This window comes from Xanthomonas euroxanthea (assembly GCF_903989455.1).
Lineage (GTDB): Bacteria > Pseudomonadota > Gammaproteobacteria > Xanthomonadales > Xanthomonadaceae > Xanthomonas > Xanthomonas euroxanthea.
The window spans coordinates 110988-129418 of record NZ_LR861803.1; the positions used below are offsets into that span (position 1 = coordinate 110988).

16 protein-coding genes are annotated in these 18431 nt (G+C 65.6%); 5 read left to right on the top strand and 11 right to left on the bottom strand.

The features are described from left to right. Positions 1–221 precede the first annotated feature (221 nt). The 6 genes from H7A86_RS00460 to H7A86_RS00485 form a co-directional block, all read right to left on the bottom strand. The gene (locus H7A86_RS00460; protein ID WP_119130061.1) at positions 222–1034 is read right to left on the bottom strand and encodes a DUF4159 domain-containing protein; all 813 of its coding nucleotides are present in this window, start codon (positions 1032–1034) and stop codon (positions 222–224) included. Beyond that, positions 1031–2365, bottom strand: a complete 1335-nt coding sequence (locus H7A86_RS00465) for a TldD/PmbA family protein (RefSeq protein ID WP_119130062.1) — start codon at positions 2363–2365, stop codon at positions 1031–1033. Before H7A86_RS00465 ends, H7A86_RS00460 begins: the two co-directional genes overlap by 4 nt. Positions 2366–2379: 14 nt before the next feature. Continuing rightward, a complete protein-coding gene (locus H7A86_RS00470; RefSeq protein WP_180707981.1) occupies positions 2380–4014 on the bottom strand; it encodes a TldD/PmbA family protein in 1635 nt (544 codons plus the stop codon). Between the two features lie 1164 nt (positions 4015–5178). Continuing rightward, positions 5179–6807 carry a TldD/PmbA family protein gene (locus tag H7A86_RS00475; protein WP_180707982.1) on the bottom strand — a complete coding sequence of 543 codons (1629 nt, stop codon included), beginning with the start codon at positions 6805–6807 and terminating at the stop codon, positions 5179–5181. A gap of 195 nt (positions 6808–7002) precedes the next feature. After that, complete coding sequence (locus H7A86_RS00480; protein WP_119130063.1) at positions 7003–8157, bottom strand: epoxide hydrolase family protein; 1155 nt, start codon at positions 8155–8157, stop codon at positions 7003–7005. Between the two features lies 1 nt (position 8158). Then, positions 8159–9073: an NmrA family NAD(P)-binding protein gene (locus H7A86_RS00485; protein WP_119130064.1), complete on the bottom strand. Its 915-nt coding sequence runs from the start codon at positions 9071–9073 to the stop codon at positions 8159–8161. Between the two features lie 177 nt (positions 9074–9250). Here H7A86_RS00485 and H7A86_RS00490 point away from each other — a divergent pair, with 177 nt between their 5' ends. Beyond that, entirely contained in the window at positions 9251–9892 is a 642-nt protein-coding gene (locus tag H7A86_RS00490; protein WP_119130065.1) for a TetR/AcrR family transcriptional regulator, read from the top strand. Positions 9893–10041: 149 nt separating this feature from the next. Here H7A86_RS00490 and H7A86_RS00495 read toward each other — a convergent pair whose 3' ends face one another. From H7A86_RS00495 to H7A86_RS00515, 5 genes are all read right to left on the bottom strand, one after another. Further along, the gene (locus H7A86_RS00495) at positions 10042–10296 is read right to left on the bottom strand and encodes a DUF2164 domain-containing protein (protein WP_119127223.1); all 255 of its coding nucleotides are present in this window, start codon (positions 10294–10296) and stop codon (positions 10042–10044) included. A gap of 119 nt (positions 10297–10415) precedes the next feature. Continuing rightward, on the bottom strand, positions 10416–10802 hold the full coding sequence (locus tag H7A86_RS00500) for a hypothetical protein (protein WP_119130066.1): 387 nt from the start codon (positions 10800–10802) through the stop codon (positions 10416–10418). Positions 10803–10881: 79 nt separating this feature from the next. Then, a complete protein-coding gene (locus tag H7A86_RS00505) occupies positions 10882–11349 on the bottom strand; it encodes a hypothetical protein (RefSeq protein WP_050570510.1) in 468 nt (155 codons plus the stop codon). Between the two features lie 312 nt (positions 11350–11661). Next, positions 11662–12678, bottom strand: coding sequence for a class 1 fructose-bisphosphatase (locus H7A86_RS00510; RefSeq protein ID WP_119130067.1), 1017 nt, complete (start codon positions 12676–12678; stop codon positions 11662–11664). A gap of 291 nt (positions 12679–12969) precedes the next feature. Beyond that, positions 12970–14172 carry an amino acid aminotransferase gene (locus H7A86_RS00515; RefSeq protein WP_119130068.1) on the bottom strand — a complete coding sequence of 401 codons (1203 nt, stop codon included), beginning with the start codon at positions 14170–14172 and terminating at the stop codon, positions 12970–12972. Between the two features lie 156 nt (positions 14173–14328). Between H7A86_RS00515 and H7A86_RS00520 the strand changes: the two genes are divergently transcribed. From H7A86_RS00520 to H7A86_RS00535, 4 genes are all read left to right on the top strand, one after another. Continuing rightward, entirely contained in the window at positions 14329–16467 is a 2139-nt protein-coding gene (locus H7A86_RS00520; RefSeq protein ID WP_180707983.1) for a TonB-dependent receptor family protein, read from the top strand. 300 nt (positions 16468–16767) lie between these two features. Continuing rightward, positions 16768–17067 carry a hypothetical protein gene (locus H7A86_RS00525; protein WP_119130070.1) on the top strand — a complete coding sequence of 100 codons (300 nt, stop codon included), beginning with the start codon at positions 16768–16770 and terminating at the stop codon, positions 17065–17067. 127 nt (positions 17068–17194) lie between these two features. Continuing rightward, complete coding sequence (locus tag H7A86_RS00530; RefSeq protein ID WP_115675556.1) at positions 17195–17575, top strand: cupin domain-containing protein; 381 nt, start codon at positions 17195–17197, stop codon at positions 17573–17575. 186 nt (positions 17576–17761) lie between these two features. Then, positions 17762–18253, top strand: coding sequence for a hypothetical protein (locus H7A86_RS00535; protein ID WP_180707984.1), 492 nt, complete (start codon positions 17762–17764; stop codon positions 18251–18253). Positions 18254–18431: the final 178 nt, after the last annotated feature.

Genomic DNA, 18431 nt, shown 5'->3' on the forward strand with positions numbered 1-18431 from the left:
GTAGGAGCGCGCCTGCGCGCGATGCGTTACCGGTCAATCTTCATCGCGCGCAAGCGCGCTCCTACAAAGGCGTGCGCGGCTTGCGTATGCAACGGCGGGCGGTTGGCGGTGGTGTCGTGCCTGGAAAAATCTCGCGTGATTCCTGTAGGAGCGCGCTGGCGCGCGATGTGGCGTTACCGATAAAGCCTCGTTGCGCGCAAGCGCAATCCTGCGGATCGATTTCAGTTGGTCAATGCATACATCACGATGTTCACTGCGAACTTGGTGTTGTCTTCGGCCAGAAACCGCTTGTTGCGCCAGTCGTAATCCCATTCGCAGCCGTAGTCCTTGTTGCTGTACAACACGCCGAGCCGGCCATCGATGCTGATGCCCCTGAGATAATCGTGCACCAGATCGTCGCCCCAGCCATTGAGCTCGAAGCTGGTGGCCGGCGGGCCGTCGGGGAACTTGAAGAATGCGCTATACAGACGGTGGCTTTTGGGCAGCTTCTGCAATGCGCTCTTGCCGAAGATCGTTGCCATCTGCGCCTCGAACGAGGTGGCGAACAGGCCGTCGATATCGTGATTGCAATCGTCCACGAACACGAACCCGCCATTGCGCACATAGCGTTCGAAGTTGCGCCGCTCGGCCGGATTGAACTCCACCAGCTTGTGCCCGGACAGGTAGCAGAACGGTGCCTGCAGCATGCGCGGATCGGCCAGGTCCAGCACGTGCTCCTGCGGGTCCACGCGCAGCTGGGTGTAGTCGATCAGCGAGGTGATCAGGTTGGACGGCATGCGCGCATCCACATCCCAATCGCCCGAATCGTAGCGCAGCCGGGTAAACCAGAAATCGTAGTTGCCCGCCGCCCGCGCCTGCCACGGCAGTGCCAGCGTTGCAGCACTACCGAGCAGCAGACCAAGGAAATGGCGTCGCGATGTCGTGGCCGGGAGGGAACCGGGAACCGGAAGCGCTTGTAAACAATCAGGTTGGGAGGAGCGGCGCTTGCTCTCCCATTCCCGAATCCCGAATCCCGATTCCCGGCTCCGACTCACACCGCATCCGACAACGAGGTAAACGTAAAGTCGCGCAGCCGCATCGGCGGAATCATCATCACGTAGCTGGATTCATCGCCGGCCACGCGCACCGGCCTGCCCAGCTCGTCGATGTTGTTGAGCATGATGATCGGCGATTCGTTGAAGCGGAAATTCTTCACCGGGTACTTGATCTGCCCGTTCTCGATGTAGAAGGTGCCGTCGCGGGTCAGCCCGGTCAGCAGCACGGTCTGCGGGTCGACCATGCGGATGTACCAGGTGCGCGTGACCAGGATGCCCTTCTCGGTGCCGCGCACCAGCTCGGCGATGTTCTTCTCGCCACCGGCCATCAGTAGGTTGCCCGGCTCGCCGACCGCGCGCTTGCCGTTCTTCTGCGCCCAGAACCGCGAATACTGCAGGTTGGCGATCTTGCCGTTCTCCACGATGGCCATCTTCTCGCGCGGCAGGCCTTCCTCGTCCCACGGCAGCACCGCGGCACGCGCATCCCACGGGTCGGCGGTGATGTTCACGCGCGGGTCGTAGACCTGCTCGCCCAGCTTGTTGCCGCCGCCCTTCTTGGACAGGAAGCTGCGGCCCTCGTCGGCCATGCGCGCATCGAAGTAGCGCATCATGAACGAGATCAATCCTGCCGCCGCCGCCGGCTCCAGGATCACCGTGTACTTGCCCGGCTCCAGCGCCTTGGCTTCGGACGAATCGCTGGCCTTGCGCATGGCGATGCGGATGTCCTGCTCGGCCTTGAAGTCGGCGGCATCCTTGAGGTTGCGGCCGACCCAACCCGAGCCGCGGCCATCCTCGGTGCGCACGGTGCAGGTGTAGTCGAAACGCGCGCCACGCTGGTAGCCAAAGTTGCCCTTGCTGTTGGCGAACGCGGTAAAGCTCTGGCCATCTTCCAGGAAGCCGGCCGCTATCAATCCCTTGCCCTTGCACGAGGCGATCGAATCGGCGGCCACCTGCGCGCGGAATGCCGGGTCGATGGCGGCGGTGGAGTCGCTGAAGGTGAGGCTGGGCCGGTAGGTCTGCTTGTCCACCGCCGGCATGAATTCCGGGTTTTCCGGCGCCAGCCGTGCCAGGTCTTCGGCGCGCCGCACCACGCGCTCCAGCGCGGCATCGTCGAACTCGTTGATGGTGGCGACGCCCACGCGCTTGCCGAACGCCACCTGCACCTGCAGGTCAGTGTTATCGACGATGCCGCTGGTGGACACGTTATTCAGTGCGAAACGGATGTTGCCGTCGATCGAGCCGCTGAGCGTGGCGGTGCACTCGTCGGCCTTGGACAGCTTGATGACCTTGTCCAGGATGGTCTTGGCCTGCGCTTCGGTAAGGATGCTCATGTGGGTTTCTCCTGTCAGCCGAGCGAGCGGGCGGTGTTGATGACGTTGATGCCGTCGAAACGGGCGGTGGACGAGCCATGCGAGACTGCCGAGGACTGGCTCGGCTGGCCCTTGCCGTCGAAGAACGAGCCGCCCAGGCGGTAGTCGCGTTGATCGGCCACGGCGCTGCAGGCATTCCAGAATTCCGGCGTGCGGATCTGGTAGGCCACGTCCTCGAGCATGCGGGTGATGGCGCCGTTCTTGATCTCGTAGAACAGCTGGCCGCCGAACTGCGCGTTGTAGCGCTGCTGGTCGATGGAGAACGAGCCGTCGCCGATGATGTAGATGCCGTTTTCCACGTCCTTGATCAACTCGCTCACGCTCAGCGGTACCTTGCCGGCGGCCAGCGACACATTGGCCATGCGCTGGAACTGCACGCTGGACCACGAGTCGGCATAGCAGCAGCCGTCGGAGGCGGTCTTGCCGAGGATATGCGCCTGGTCGCGGATGGCCTGGTAGTCCACCAGCTTGCCGTCGCGGATCAGGTCCCACTGCTTGGTCTTGACGCCCTCATCGTCGTAACCCACCGCGCCCAGGCTGCCGGGCTGGAGCTTGTCGGCCAGGATATGCACCTTGTCGCTGCCGTACTGGAAGCCGGCCTTGAGCTTGTCCAGCGTGGCGAAGCTGGTGCCGGCGTAGTTGGCCTCGTAGCCGAGCACGCGGTCCAGCTCCAGCGGATGGCCGACCGACTCGTGGATGGTCAGCCAGGTGTGCGAGGGGTCCAGCACCAGGTCGTACTTGCCCGGCTTCACCGACGGCGCCTTGAGCTTTTCCTGCGCCTGTTTGGCCGCGGCAATCGCGTCTTCCTTCATGTCGTAGGACAGGCCGTAATTGACCACGCCGTTGGGCGAGACGAACTTGCCCGAGGCGGCGCCATCCAGATACTCGTAGCCCAGCCCCATCGGCGCGGACAAGCCGTCGCGGGTGCGGAACTTGCCGCTGGCCTTGTCGATGGCGGTCACGCTCAGCGGCGCCCAGATGCGGTGCACGTCCTGGTCGATGTACGAGCCATCGGTGCTGGCAAAGTACTTCTGCTCGTTGACCACGAACAGCATCGAATTGACGAAGCTGGCGCCGGCCGCGGTGGCGGCAGCGTTGACGCCCAGCAGCAGGTCCACCTTGTCCTTGATCGGCACTTCCATCGCGTTCTTGCTGATCGGCGTCTTCCAGCTGACCTCGCCCACGCCCGGCGTGGGCGCCAGTTGCACCGGCGTGCCCTGCACCTTGGCATTGGCCTTGGCGATTGCGGCAGCCTGCGCCGCGGCCTTGGCCACGCCCTGTTCGGTGAGCACGTTGGTGGCGGCAAAGCCCCAGGCGCCGGCCACCAGGACACGCACGCCCGCACCGATGGATTCGGTGTTGACCACGTTCTGCACCTTGTCCTCGCGGGTGATGACGAACTGGCGCAGATAGCGGCCGATGCGCACATCGCAATAGCTCGCACCGGCCTGGCGCGCGGCGTTGAGGCCGGCATCGGCCAGGCGCTTCTTGCGGCCCACATCCAGTTGCGTCACCAACTGCTCGGCGGCGATCGCCTTGCCGAAGTAGGCCGGCACCACCAGCCCGCCCATGGTCAGCCCGGTCAGGGCCAGGAAATCACGTCGCTGCACGGCAACTCCCCAATGATCCCGCGCGGCGCGCAGGTAGTGTGGTGACGCACAGATCGCTATCTGCACGGTATCGCCGATTCTTGCCGGGCGATGAACGCTGCGTCAAATGACTTTCGGCAGGGGTAGGTCTGCAAACGCAAGACGTGCATGAACCCGGTGGCGCAGCAGGCCTGCACATGTGGCGAGCGCGGCTGGCTGCGTGTGGTGCTGCCTCATCGCGATGCCCTCGGTGCGATCGATGCCACGCGTGCCTTTCTCGCTGGCGATCGTGGCATGCACGCGCGTGTGCCATCGCGCGCAGTCGCTGTTTCACATGGCCCACGGCGGCTGAAAACGAAACGATGGTCTGCGGGGTTGCTGCGGGGCCCTTGCCCGCCCACCATCGCAGGACACGCCGCAAGTACGTCCATGTAGGCTCTTACGCGGCATCCATGCCGCGTAAGGTCCCGCGACGGTGGGCGGGCAAGGACCTGTCGGGATGGTCGGTGTGTGTTTGCAAGCAGTGCATGACGAGCGCTGGTTGGATCACGGGGCGTTCGCTCAACCTCTCACCATTTTCCATCGCAAGCCGAGCGACAGACCGGACTCCAACACCCAATCTACAAACGTCTCGCCTGCGCACCGCAAGCCGAGTGACACGCTTTCGAAAGAACAGCCGATCAACTGTCTGGTGCGGTGTCCTCGCCGATTGCGGGACCGTGTGGCGGCATGGATGCCGCCACCGAGCCTCCACGGACGGATTCACGGCGTGTCCCGCGAGCGGTGAGGGCACCGCGCCCTCGACCCGCCGGCCTTTTGACTTGGGCATCTGATCGCGTCTAAACGCCGCCGCGGTCTAAGTCCCGATCGCTTTAGGTGGTTCGTCTCGATAGACAGGGACAGTGCGGCTGGATCGCTTGCAGAGCGGATGATCTGCGCCCTGGCTGCAGGCCCCTTGCCCGCCCACCATCGCAGGACACGCCGCAAGTACGTCCATGTAGGCTCTTACGCGGCATCCATGCCGCGTAAGGTCCCGCGACGGTGGGCGGGCAAGGACCAGTCACGATGGTCGGTGTGCACAGTTAAGAGCGGTAAGAGCAGTGCGCGATGCGCGATGCGCGCTGTTCGATGCTGGTGCGCAAGCTCAATCTCTGGGGCACCGCGCCCTCGACCGACCAGCTTCTCTCAACCCAATGCGCGCGCGGTGTTGATCACGTTGATGCCATCGAAGCGCGCCGTGGACGACCCGTGCGAGACCGCTGATACCTGGCTGGGTTGGCCCTTGCCATCGAAGAACGAGCCGCCCAGGCGGAAGTCGCGTTGGTCGCAGACCGCGCTGCAGGCGTTCCAGAATTCCGGCGTGCGGATCTGGTAGGCGCCGTCCTCCACCAGGCGCGTGACCTGGCCATTCTCGATTTCGTAGAACAACTGCCCGCCGAACTGCGCGTTGTAGCGCTGCTGATCGATCGAATACGAGCCACGCCCGTGGATGTACAACCCGCGCTCGACGTTCTTGATCATGTCGGCAACCGCCAGCGGCGTCTTGCCTGCCGCCAGCGAGACGTTGGGCATACGCTGGAACTGCACGCTGGACCACGAGTCGGCATAGCTGCAGCCATCGGACGCGGTCTTGCCGAGCAGATGCGCCTGATCGCGCGTGCACTGGTAGTCGACCAGGATGCCGTCCTTCACCAGCTCCCATTGCTTGCTCTTGACGCCCTCGTCGTCGTACCCCACCGCGCCCAGGCTGCCGGGCTGGGTGCGGTCGGCGACGAAGGTCACCGCATCGCTGCCCCAGCGATAGCCGGCATCGCGCTTGTCCAGCGTGGCGAAGCTGGTACCGGCGTAGTTGGCCTCGTAGCCGAGCACGCGATCGAGCTCGAGCGGGTGGCCCACCGACTCGTGGATGGTGAGGAACAGGTTGCTCGGGTCGATCACCAGATCGTACTTGCCGGCCTTCACCGATGGTGCGGTGAGTTTGGCGCGCGCCTGCTTGGCGGCGGCGATCGCATCCTCGCGCGCATCGTAGCTGTGGCCGTAACCGATGAGCCCGCCTGGCAGCTGGTGCTTCTGGCTGGCATCGCCGTCGAGATATTCGTAGCCCATGCCCATCGGCGCCGACAGCCCGTCGCGGGTGCGGAACTTGCCGCTGGCCTTGTCCACCGCGGTAACGGTGAACGGCAGCCACAGCCGGTGCACGTCCTGGTCGATGTAGGAGCCGTCACTGCTGGCGAAGTACTTCTGCTCGTTGATCGCGAACATGCGCGAGGCCACGAAGGTCGCACCGGCATTCAACGCCGCCGCGTTGACGTCCATCAGCAGCGCCACCTTGTCGCCCAGCGGCACTTCCATCGCGTTCTTCTTGATCGGCGTGCGCCATTGCACCTGCCCGGCCGGCGTCACCGGCGCCAGCTGCACCGGCGCACCGCCCAGCCGCGCGTTGGCCCTGGCGATCGCCACCGCCTGGCGCGTGGCGGTGGCCACGCCATCGCTGGTCAGCGTATTGGTGGCCGCAAACCCCCAGGCGCCATCGGCCAGCACGCGCACCCCCACGCCACTGGATTCGGCGTTGACCACGTTCTCCACCTGCGCCTCGCGGGTGATCACGAACTGGCGCAGATAACGGCCCACGCGCACATCGCAATAACTGGCACCGGCCGCCTTGGCCGTGCTCAGCGCGGTATCGGACAAGCGACGGCTGCGCGCGGCATCGTTGGGCGCGAGCAACTGCTCGGCCGCGATCAGGCGCGTGTGCGGCAGCAACAGCCCGGCAGCACCGATGCCGGACAAGGTGAGGAAGGTACGACGGTCCACGGCGGTTCTCCGTTGAAGGCCAGCGGCACGACTCCCCGCCGTGCCAGCCCCCGAGACTGGCCGGTGTGGGCGCTGGCGGTCAAGGGGGCAATGCCGGCATGGCCCCCGGCAGCTCCACCTGCAATGCGGAGACGTTGGCGCCGTCAGCATGGCCGTGGCCCGAAGGCAGTGCCGGCACGCAAGGCGCGGTCGCCCTTACCGAAGGGACTGGAAGGTCGTTCGCAGATGATCGACAAAGACCGGCGGATTCTCCATCGCCGCAAAATGTCCACCCCGCTGCGCTTGCCCAAAAAAGCGGAGATCCGCAAAGCGGCGCTCTGCCCAGCGCCGGGAAAGGCGCACCTGCTCGCCGGGAAACATGCTGATGCCAGTTGGCGTGGGCATTGGATGCGAAGGCATCTGTGCCCTGGCTTCCTGCGCGGCTTCCCAATACAGACGCACCGAGCTGGGCCCTGCGTTCGGGAGCCAGTACAGCATGATGTCATCGATGAGGTGGTCCAACGCGATCACCTTCTCCGGTTCAAAGCCGCTCTGGGAGACGTCCTGGAAGAGTGCATAGATCCATGCAGCCAGGCCCACCGGAGAGTCCGCCAAGCTGAAGCCCACCGATTGCGGCCGGCTGCTTTGCAGCTTCATGTAGCCGGAAAATTCCGTGTAGTAGCGTTGGGCGTCCTCCAGCATCTTCTGCTCGGCCGGTGTGGCTTCGGCGATTTCCTGCGTGCTGGGTTCGAACATCGCCATGTTCAGATGGATGCCCACCAGGCCCGGTGGCTGCATGAATCCAAGCGCGGTGGTGATCGCACTGCCCCAATCGCCGCCTTGTGCGGCCCAGCGCTCGCCATACCCCAAGCGGCGCATCAGTTCGACCCATGCCGCAGCCGTGCGCCCGATTCCCCAGCCACGGGCGGTCGGCTTTGCAGAGAACCCAAAGCCAGGCAAGGATGGGATGATGAGATGGAAGGCGTCCGACGCCTGCCCGCCATGGGCCACCGGGTCGCTCAAGGGGCCGATCACCTCGCGGAATTCGAGCACCGAACCGGGCCACCCGTGCGTCAGCAGTAAGGCAAGCGCATCGGGCTCGGGCGAGCGTACATGCAGGAACTGGATCTCCAGTCCATCGATCGTCGTACGACTGCTGTTCCAGCCGTTCAACAACCGCTCTGTCGCACGCCAGTCGTAACCGGACTGCCAGCGGTCCACCAGGCGCCGGATGCGCTCGCTCTGCGGGCCCTGGCTGTGGTCCGCCACGGTTTCCCTACTTGGCCAACGCGTTTGCCTCAGCCGGTGTGCAAGGTCATCCAGCTCCGCTTGTGCAACCTGGATGTGGAACGGTGCAATGCCATCGCGCATCTCAAGACTCCCGTACATAGGTGTTGGCCAGTGTCTGGCGGGCTGTCTGCCAGGAGCGCGCACCGTAGCGATCGTTATCCAGCGGGACCAACTTGCCGCGCCCGCTCATCATGTCGCGCAGATATTGCATGCCCTGCCAGGGAGGGAAGGGATCATCGCTGGCGGGTGTGAGTGCACGCACTGCACGGATGATTGCCGACATCGTGCCGAGCCCGCCGGGCCTGAGCGTGCGATAGCGCTGCCCGGTGAGTTCGGTGAGCAGTTGCGCGATGTCGTTCGGTGAAACGCTGTTGCCGGCAATGCGCAGGTCCCGCGGGGCAGTGGCATCCCGTGCGGCCGCGGCCGTGTAGCTGGCGACGTCATCTTTGGCGGTGAAATCGAGCTGCTGGTGTGCGTCGCCAAAATGCATGACACGACGGCCCGGGACCACCAGGCGCGCGCTGCCCTCAAGCAGCTCCAGAAAGCCGCCGCACAACACCGAGGTGGCCGCGATCGGCGCGGCATCCAGCCGGTCTCTGAACCGGCGCCGCAGATCCAGGTTTCGATTGTCGCCCGGCCGTGTCTTCGTATAGTCCAGCGAGAAATCGGACGGGATGAAGCGAGGCACGCCGGCGCTGACCGCTGCATGCAACAGCTTTCCCTGCTGATCCAGCATGACGTCTTCCAAACCGTTGAGCGCGGACACGACACAGGCCGCATTCCCGACCGCTTCACGCAACGATTTGGCGTCTTCCATCTCGACGGAGCGGACCTCGATGTTCCTGCGTTGCAGGGCCGCAACACGGTCCTTCCCGGCACCTTGGCGAACAAGGGCAACGACAGCGGCTCCCTGGTCCTTCAGCGCAAAGGCGATCCGGCCACCCAGGTCGCCGGTGGCGCCTGCAACAACGATTCGGGATGTCGCATCTGTCTCCACAATTGCCTCGTGCCTGGGTCTTTTTGCGCCAACAATGGCAATGAGAACTGCGACAGCGCAGCAAGCTCTGCGTCACTCAGCAGCTCCGCCATTCGCCGGGCTGGAAGACCACGCAGCGAACAACTGAACGATATCGTTCAGTTGATGGGAATGCAAGCGACGTGTAACTTTTCGTCGATGAAAGCAGTCAAGCAAAAGTCAAAAGGCGGAAGGCCGCCACTCGAGAAAGCGGGCGATGTGGAACGGCGCTTACTCGATGCGGCACTGCACCTCTTCCTGGAGCGCGGAGTCGAGGACACCTCGTGTGAGGACATCGCGCGGCTGGCCGGTGCGGGCAAGGCAAGCTTTTACGCGCGCTATGCCAATAAGGACGCCATTTTTGAAGCGGTGGTCCGTCGCGATGTCGACACCCAGCCCCTGCCTGCCGCAGCCAGCGTCCCGATGGATCTGGAGGGGCGCCTGAGACACGCAGGACAAGGGATGCTTGCGCATGCGTTGCAGCCCCAGACGGTGGCGATGATGCGCCTGGTCGTCGGCACTTCCATTCGCGCGCCGGCGCTTGCCGCTGAAGTCAACCGCATCGGCTGGGAAGGCGGGCTGCGGCGCGTGCAGGCGGCGATCCAGGACGGCCCGGATCAACCGGCCAATCCGGCTGCGCTGGCAAGCCACTTCGTCGACCTGGTCTTCGCGCCGCATCAACTGCGCGCCCTGCTGGGCGAGGATCCAGGCAGCCTGGTCGCCACCGCATCGGACCGTGTGGAGTGGGCGCTTGCACTTCTCAAGGATGCTGGCCAGCTGAAGACCGGAATGGCGCAGTGACGCCCTTGCGTTGCAGGAATCACTGAACAACGTGACGGAACGACGCGACTTGATGGCGTATTCGGCGGTGTCCTCGGGCACGCGCATGTTGCCCTGCTCGCAGCAGCGAAGTGGGACTTCTCAGTGCTGCGACATCGTGAGGTGGCGGATCACTTTTTGAAGTCGGTAGGGCGTTCCAGCTGGTAGATCGCCTCACCCAGGTCGTCCAGCTTGCTGGCAACGATGGCCTGCGCATCGTAGACGCCCCGATTGTAGAAATAGGCTCCCACCTCGTCGGCGAAGAAATCCAGCAGAAACTCCGCATCGAAGCGGCCGATCTGCTGCTTCAGCTCCTCGCTGAAATACAGCTGGATCTTGCGGGTGATCGCCGCCCGCTCGCCTTCGGTGAATTTGATCGCGGTCATGGATGCTCTGGTCGGCTCAACTACGGTATCGGGGCGATGTGCGTTGCGACACAGGCAACTTGGGGCGAGTGCTGGCGGTTGAACCCAAGCGCTTGCCCGGTCGGCATCGAGATGAAGGGTCAGATGGCAACCGGCCAACCGGAAGGCCTGTCTGCCCGAAGGTAGTCAAGGTATTCGGACTCGGCAATCCCGAGGTTGGTCCAGCGCGTAGGGTCAGCCGCCAAGAATGTGCTGGCATACGTCACGGCAGCGGCAGCGTCCGCAAAGATGGCGGCAGGGGCACGGGGTCCGTCTGGCTCGAAATATGCGAAGTCATACAGATCCGAATAGTCTTCGCTGCCAACGTCCTCGACGTCATACACCCATACCTCGATGCAATTGTTTGCCGGCCGTAACTCGACATGGCGAATGTATGCTGCATCGACTGGACTTTTTCCGAGAAACTGCTCGACCGACCTGCTGCGCCGTAATGTGGCTGCAAGATCGATCGGTGAAAGATATCGCATACAGGCTCCCTGCCTTCAAACTGTCGCAGCTCCTCAAATAAACGAGCCGCGCCGCGATGCGGCGTCGGCTCGCCCGTGTTCACTTGGACTGACTTGCCGCGCGTTTGAAATACGCCGTGCGCATCACCGGGTTGCCGTCCTTGAAGTACGCTTCAATCTCGGTCATGACCTTGCCGTCGGCACTGACCGTATAGGTGCGCGTGGATGCCGGGACACCTTGATACATCAACTGCATCACCAGCACGCCGGGCTCGGGCATTTTGACCGCGGCGCGATCCACCAGGTAGGTGCCCGAGGCCTTGCCCGGCGTGCCGTCCAGCAACAGCGTGGATTGCGCCTGCAGCGTCTTGTTGTCGTGTTCGATGATCTCGGCGTTGGTGGCCCACTTGTTGCCTGGAACCTGTTTGAACTCCAGGACGACACGTTTGGGTCGTACCGCTGCCGGCATCGGCAGGCTGCTGGTATCCAGCAGCCAGGTTCCGACCAGTGGCGATGGCGCGGTTGATGCGGAGAAGGCGGGTGTGGCCTGCAACATGACGGCAGCCACCAGTGCAACACATGCGGTCTTCATGTGAACTCCCTGATCGATATGTGATCCCTGTGGGCAGTCAGGCGACTGCTTGCAAGGCATTGCGCGTAGAGATCGACTTCCCGTAGACCGCCCCACTCCGGCCCGAGGGCGATACTCACCGCTGCCCGGTGGTGAGTCAACTGACGGCAGGATGTGGCTGCTGGCGCAGTTCTCGTCGCTCTGCAGACCATCATTGATTGCGTGATCAGCCGTGGTCACAAACAAAGACACCCGCACGGGGCGGGTGTCTGGCATGCGTCAGCGCGGCGTGTGGCTTGCGCCGAAAGTTCAGCCCTGCGCCTTGTCGAACTCCACGTGATAGCGCGTGGCCTCATTCACTTCGTTCTTCGAACCCAGGAACACCGGCACGCGCTGATGCAGCTGCGTCGGCTGCAGGTCCAGGATGCGCTCGCGCCCGGTGGTGGCCGCGCCGCCGGCCTGTTCCACCAGCATGCTCATCGGGTTGGCTTCGTACATCAGGCGCAGCTTGCCGGGCTTGGAGGCGTCCTTCTTGTCCCAGGGGTAGATGAAGATGCCGCCGCGGGTGAGGATGCGGTGCACGTCGGCGACCATGCTGGCGATCCAGCGCATGTTGAAGTCCTTGCCGCGGCTGCCGTCCTTGCCGGCCAGCAGGTCGCTGACATAGGACTGCATGGCCGGCTCCCAGTGGCGCTGGTTGGACATGTTGATGGCGTATTCGGCGGTATCCTCGGGCACGCGCATGTTGGCCTGGGTCAGCAGGAAGCTGCCTTCCTCGCGCTCCAGGGTGAAGGCGTGGGTGCCGTGGCCGAGCGTGAGCACCAGCATCGTGCTGGGGCCGTAGATGCAGTAGCCGGCGGCGACCTGCTGGGTGCCCGGCTGCAGGAAGTGCTCATCGCCGGGCTTTTCGGTGCCCTTGGGCGCGCGCAGCACCGAGAAGATGGTGCCGACCGAGACGTTGACGTCGATGTTGGAGCTGCCGTCCAGCGGATCGAACAGCAGCAGGAAATCGCCGCTGGGGTACTGGTCGGGCACCGGCTGGCTGTGGTCCATTTCTTCCGACGCGCACGCGGCCAGGTGGCCGCCCCAGGCGTTGGCTTCGAGCAGGATGTCGTTGCTGAGCACGTCGAGCTTCTTCTGCGCCTCGCCCTGCACGTTGCCGGTGCCGGCATCGCCGAGCACGCCGCCCAGGGCGCCCTTGCTCACGGCGATGGAAATGCGCTTGCAGGCGCGCGAGACGATGGTGATCAGCTGGCGCAATTCCGGGTCGATACGGCCGGCGTGTTGCTCTTCGATCAGGAAGCGGGTCAGCGAGGGACGCGACATGGGGGCGGGCAGCCTGTGTAGGAAGTGGTCCGCCATTGTCGCCATTGCGCCGTTAGATTTCGATCACTGCATGCGCGTTTTGCCGCGTTGTTGATCGAACATGCGCGAATGGGGGAGCGATGGTCGCGCTGCGCTTGCCCCCGTCCGCCCTTCGGGCACCTTCGCCCGCCGGCGGGGGAGGGACGCGGCGAGGGCTGGGAAGGGGGGCGTTTGCGGGCACAAAAAAACCGGGAGGCTGGCGCGCTCCCGGTGTGCAGGCGTTGGCCGCTGTGGCCGACCACGCTGCGTCGCTTACATGCGGCTGACCGTGGCCACGGCCTGTGCCACGTAGTCCAGGTTGCGCTGGCTCAGCGCGGCCACGCAGATGCGGCCGGTGCCCACGGCATAGATCGCGAACTCCTCGCGCAGGCGGTCGACCTGGGTCCGGGTCAGGCCCGAGTACGAGAACATGCCGGCCTGGCGCTGGATGAAGTCGAACTCCGGCGCGCCCAGCGTGGCCAGCTTGGCCACCAGGCCCGCGCGCAGGGCGTGGATGCGCTCGCGCATTTCGGTGAGTTCCTGCTCCCACAGATCGCGCAGCTCCGGGCTGGTCAGCACGCCGGCCACCAGGGCGGCGCCGTGCGTGGACGGGCTGGAGTAGATGGTGCGGATGATGCGCTTGACCTGCGACTGCACGGCCTTGGCTTCGGCCGCGCTGGCCGAGACCACCGACAACGCGCCCACGCGCTCGCCGTACAGCGAGAACGACTTGGAGTACGAGCTGGCGACCACGTAGCTGTCGATGCCTTCGGCGGCGAGCAGGCGCACCGCGTACGCATCGGCCTCGATGCCCTTGTCGAAGCCCTGGTAGGCGATGTCGACGAACGGGAACAGCTTGCGTTCCTTCAACAGCCCGGCGACCTGCTTCCACTGCTCCTTGGTCAGGTCGGCGCCGGTGGGGTTGTGGCAGCAGGCGTGCAGCAGCACCACGGTGCCCGGCTCCAGCTTTGCCAGGTCGGCGAGCATGCCGTCGAAGTTCAGCCCATGGCTGGCGGCATCGAAATAGGTGTAATCCACGACCTCGAAGCCGGCCGCGCCGAACACGGCGCGATGGTTTTCCCAGCTCGGGTTGCTGATGGCGATGGTGGCCGTGGGCAGCAGCTTCTTGAGCAGGTCCGCGCCCACGCGCAGGGCGCCGCTGCCGCCGACGGTCTGCGAGGTCGCCACGCGGCCGGAGGCCAGCAGCGCCGACTCGGTGCCGAACAGCAGCTCCTGTGTGGCCTTGTCGTAGGCGGCCAGGCCGTCGATGGGCAGGTAGCCGCGCGGTTTGGCATCCAGCGCAAGCTGCTGCTCGATCTTGTGCACGGCGCGCAACAGCGGGATGCGCCCGTTCTCGTCGTAATAGATGCCCACGCCCAGGTTGACCTTGTTGGGGCGGCTGTCGGCGTTGTAGGCCTCGGTCAGGCCCAGGATGGGGTCGCCTGGAACCTGTTCCACGTTTGCAAAGAAGGACACGGCATGACTCGCTGAAGGACGAAAGAGTGAGGGACTTCCGGATGCTCGGCCGCGGCTGGGCCAAACCACTTCATCGTAGCAGCCCATGGCCGGCGTAGCATGCTTCGTTCCGTACGCAACGATGCGCACACAGTACGGATGAGGGACACTACGCCCATGCCCAGACTGACCTTGTTGGCCGCCGCCTGCGGCCTGTTCGCCACGGGCGCCGCGTCGCCCGTCCTGGCCGCCGATCCGGCGCCGCCCGCCTCCCCACCGATCCAGCGCTTGCCCACCGTGCAGGTGGACGCCGCGCGCGTGCACGGCGTGGACGACTTCGACCTGCCGGCCTCGTTCACCGTGGTGGCGGTCGATGCCGACAACCGCCGCGGCGCGCAGGTGTCCGAGCTGCTGGACGGCATCCCCGGGCTGGTGGCGCGCGATCGCCAGAACTACGCGCAGGACACCCAGCTGTCGATCCGCGGCTTCGGTGCGCGCTCCACCTTCGGCGTGCGCGGCGTGCGGCTGCTGGTCGACGGCATCCCGGCCAGCATGCCCGATGGCCAGGGCCAGCTGTCGCACTTCAACGTGCTGGGCGCGCAGCGGGTGGAAGTGCTGCGCGGGCCGTTCTCGGCGCTGTACGGCAACTCCTCCGGCGGCGTGCTGCAGCTGTGGAGCGCCGACGGCGCCCCAAACGACCCCTGGCGGCTGCGCGCCACCTACGGCAGCAACGCCACCGTCAACGTGGGCGCGCAATTGCTCGGCCAGCAGGGCGCGGTGCACTACAACCTGGCCGCCAATCATTTCGAAACCGACGGCTTCCGCGCCCATAGCCGCGCCAGGCGCGAGTCGGTCAACGCCAAGCTCGGCTTCGATCTGGCCGAGGGCCGCCGGCTGGACCTGGTGCTCAACTACCTGGACGCACCCGACGCGCAGGACCCGCTCGGCCTGACCCGCGCGCAGTTCAACGCCGACCCGGCGCAGGCCACGTCGGTGGCCACCCAGTTCAACACCCGCAAATCGGTGCGGCAGTCGCAGGCCGGGGCCATCTTCACCGAGCAGCTGGACAGCCAGACACTGCGGCTGATGGCCTACGGCGGGCAGCGCAGCGTGGAGCAGTTCCTGGCGATCCCGGTGGCGGTGCAGCGCAACCCGCTGCACTCGGGCGGGGTGATCGATCTGGACAGCAATTACGAAGGCGCCGACGCGCGTTGGGCCTGGCAGGGGCAGGCCCTGGGCCGGCCCTTGCAGCTGACCGTGGGCGCGAACGTGGATCGTCAACGCCAGCACCGCACCGGTTACGAGAATTTCGTCGGCGACACGCTGGGCGTGCAGGGCGCGCTGCGCCGCAACCAGCGCGACCAGGTCGAGAATGTGGACCAGTTTGCGCAGGCGTGGTGGCAGTGGAGCGACCGCTGGTCGGCCTTGCTGGGCGTGCGGCATAGCCAGGTGCGCTTCGATTCGGACGACCACTACATCCTCGGGCGCAATCCCGACGACAGCGGCCAGCGCGATTATTCGGCAACCACGCCGGTGGCCGGCATCGTGTTCCGTGCCGCCGAGGATCTGCGTTTCTACGCCTCGGTCGGGCGCGGGTTCGAAACGCCCACCTTCAACGAGCTGGGGTATCGCAGCGATGGCGGCGCCGGCCTGGCGCTGGATCTGGGCGCGGCGACCAGCCGCAATTATGAAATCGGCAGCAAGTGGCGCGCGCAAAGCGGCGCAGCGGTGGAAGTGGCGCTGTTCCGCGCCGACACCGACGACGAACTGGCCGTGGCCAGCAATACCAATGGCCGCAGCACCTACCGCAACATCGGTGCCACCCGCCGCCAGGGCGCGGAGCTGAGCTGGAATCAGCCGGTGGGCGACACCCAGCAACTGCAGCTGGCCTACACCTTTGTCGATGCTACCGTGCGCGATGGCTACCTCACCTGCGCCAGCAGCGGCTGCGCCACGCCCACTGCGCCGGTGGCCAGCGGCGCGCGCCTGCCGGGCGTGCCGCGCCAGCAACTGTTCGCGCGCTGGCAGTGGCAGCCGTTGCAATGGCAGTTCGCCGCCGAAACGGTGGCCTCCGACGCCACCGTGGTCAACGACCTGGCGACCGAGCGCGCGCCCGGCTACGCGCTGGTCAACCTGGAAGCCTCCCGGCGCTGGACCACCACGCTGGGCGGGCTGCGCACCTTCGCCCGCATCGACAATGCGCTGGACCGGCACTACGTCGGCTCGGTCATCGTCAACGACGGCAACGGGCGCTATTACGAACCAGGCCCGGACCGCACCTACACGGTCGGCCTGCAGTGGGATTTCGGCGGCTGAGCTACCGCAGGCGGCGCGCGCTCAACAACGCGCCCGCCACCCGTAGGAGCGCACCCGGGCGCGACAAAGCCATCCCGCCAATGCACGCGCCGCCACGCAACGGCACAACAGCATGCGGATGTCTCTCCAACAACCGCTTGGCCTGCAATGAGCGTTGGGCAGCCGATCCGGCCGCAGGCGGCGCGCGCTCAACAACACGCCCGTCACCGTAGGAGCGCACCCGGGCGCGACGAAGCCGTCCCGCTGACCCACGGTGTGCCATCGACACTCCACACCGGTGCCCACCGCCCAAGGCCCGCCATGATCGTCATCGATCACGCCCCCGCAGACTGGGTTCTCCTGCGCGAGGACAACCGCGACTGGCTGGACATCAACTGTGCGATCTCGGCCACCGGCTTTTCGGTGCTGCTGGCGTTGGACGCAACCGAGCAGGCCGACGTGCTGGCAGACGGGCATGCCGCCTGCGCACGGCTGGCTGCGCAGGTGCAATGGCGGCCGCACGCCTTTGCCGCGCGCGATGTCAGCGCCAGCCACGGGGCGCAGGTGAGCGCAGCCGTGCAAGCGTGGCGTGCGGCAGACACCCGCACCGCTGGTACCTAAGCGCGCACTGCGTTCGGCAAGCCGCTCGCATTGCTTGCCGGGCGTCACGGCAAGGCGCCGCGTTTCTGCAGCAGTGACTGTGCGCAATGCGATGCACTAAGCTTGCAGGCGCATTCCCGCCACAAGGATGTTTCCGTTGAACACGCGCTACGCCCCGATCGATTTCAGCGACAAGCTCGCCCTGCTGTCGCAGCACTGGTCCCCGCGTGTCGTTGCGGAAATGAACGACTACCAGTTCAAACTGGTCAAGCTGCAGGGTGCGTTCGTGTGGCACCGGCATGCGGACACGGACGAGGTGTTCATCGTGCTGGACGGCAGCATGACCATCGAATTTCGCGATGGCGTGGTGGCGCTGTCGGCCGGGCAGATGCACGTGGTGCCCAAGGGTGTCGAACACCGGCCGGCGGCGGAGCACGAATGCAGCGTGCTGCTGGTCGAGCCGCGCGGCGTGGTCAATACCGGCGATGCGGGCGGCGCCTACACCGCAGACAACGACGTCTGGATCTGATCGCTGCGCTCGGTGCGCGGGTGCCGGCGGCATCGGTTTGCATCCACGCAGCCACCCCTGCGTGGCAGGTTATTTCAGTCGCTGAAATGGCGCACCTGGTCCTGCACAGCATCGCTGCAGCCCCTGCAGCCAGCCGGTCGTGGGGTGCTAGGCTCGGTGTTCCGCACACAACGCATGGAGCATGGGATGACATTCCTGCAAGTGGTGTCGGTTGCGGCGCTCGGCGCGACCAGTCTGTTGAGCGGCACCATCGCCAGCGCCGCTGCACCCTCGGAACCAGGCACGCTGCAGGTAACGCGGACCTTTCCGGCCGATAGCCCAGCCGTGGCGCAGGTGCATCGCTGGTTGCTGGCGCAGCCGTCCAGGCAACAGCGGCCGGCACGCGCCGCCGAGCTAGGCCAGCTACGCACCAGTTACCGCACGCACGCGCCAGCTGCCGGCGGGCGTGCAGACCTGACCAGTCCCGAGGTGGCCTTCCCGAAGCATGGTCAGCCTGGGGATGCGGTCGCCATCGACGCATGTGGCGCGGGGATGCGCTACCACTGGACGTATCGGTGGACTGCGGCATCGGCCACAGCGGGTTGGCAGTTGCAGTCCTACCACCTGAAAAACGTGCAGGATTGCGCTGCTGCCATGGCCGATCCCGACGTCTTCAAGCCGACTGCACCGCGCGGCTGAGGTGCGTGCGCACGGCGTGCAAGTCACCCGCCGCGATCCACGGCGGCACTGCAGTCGCGGCCGCAGCGATCGCGATGGCGGGCGGAAGTCCAGGCACGTTGAGAGGCATGGCGGGTAAGGTTTCGTACCCGCAGACTCCCCACTTGATGCGCAACGCGAGACGGCGTCAGCGGCGGTA

What these genes read in the sequence shown, in the direction of transcription:
- H7A86_RS00465 (WP_119130062.1), bottom strand. Translation starts at nt 2,365, where the DNA reads ATGAGCATCCTTACCGAAGCGCAGGCCAAGACCATCCTGGACAAGGTC.
- H7A86_RS00480 (WP_119130063.1), bottom strand. Translation starts at nt 8,157, where the DNA reads ATGCGCGATGGCATTGCACCGTTCCACATCCAGGTTGCACAAGCGGAG.
- H7A86_RS00490 (WP_119130065.1), top strand. Translation starts at nt 9,251, where the DNA reads ATGAAAGCAGTCAAGCAAAAGTCAAAAGGCGGAAGGCCGCCACTCGAG.
- H7A86_RS00495 (WP_119127223.1), bottom strand. Translation starts at nt 10,296, where the DNA reads ATGACCGCGATCAAATTCACCGAAGGCGAGCGGGCGGCGATCACCCGC.
- H7A86_RS00500 (WP_119130066.1), bottom strand. Translation starts at nt 10,802, where the DNA reads ATGCGATATCTTTCACCGATCGATCTTGCAGCCACATTACGGCGCAGC.
- H7A86_RS00510 (WP_119130067.1), bottom strand. Translation starts at nt 12,678, where the DNA reads ATGTCGCGTCCCTCGCTGACCCGCTTCCTGATCGAAGAGCAACACGCC.
- H7A86_RS00520 (WP_180707983.1), top strand. Translation starts at nt 14,329, where the DNA reads ATGCCCAGACTGACCTTGTTGGCCGCCGCCTGCGGCCTGTTCGCCACG.
- H7A86_RS00525 (WP_119130070.1), top strand. Translation starts at nt 16,768, where the DNA reads ATGATCGTCATCGATCACGCCCCCGCAGACTGGGTTCTCCTGCGCGAG.
- H7A86_RS00530 (WP_115675556.1), top strand. Translation starts at nt 17,195, where the DNA reads ATGTTTCCGTTGAACACGCGCTACGCCCCGATCGATTTCAGCGACAAG.
- H7A86_RS00535 (WP_180707984.1), top strand. Translation starts at nt 17,762, where the DNA reads ATGACATTCCTGCAAGTGGTGTCGGTTGCGGCGCTCGGCGCGACCAGT.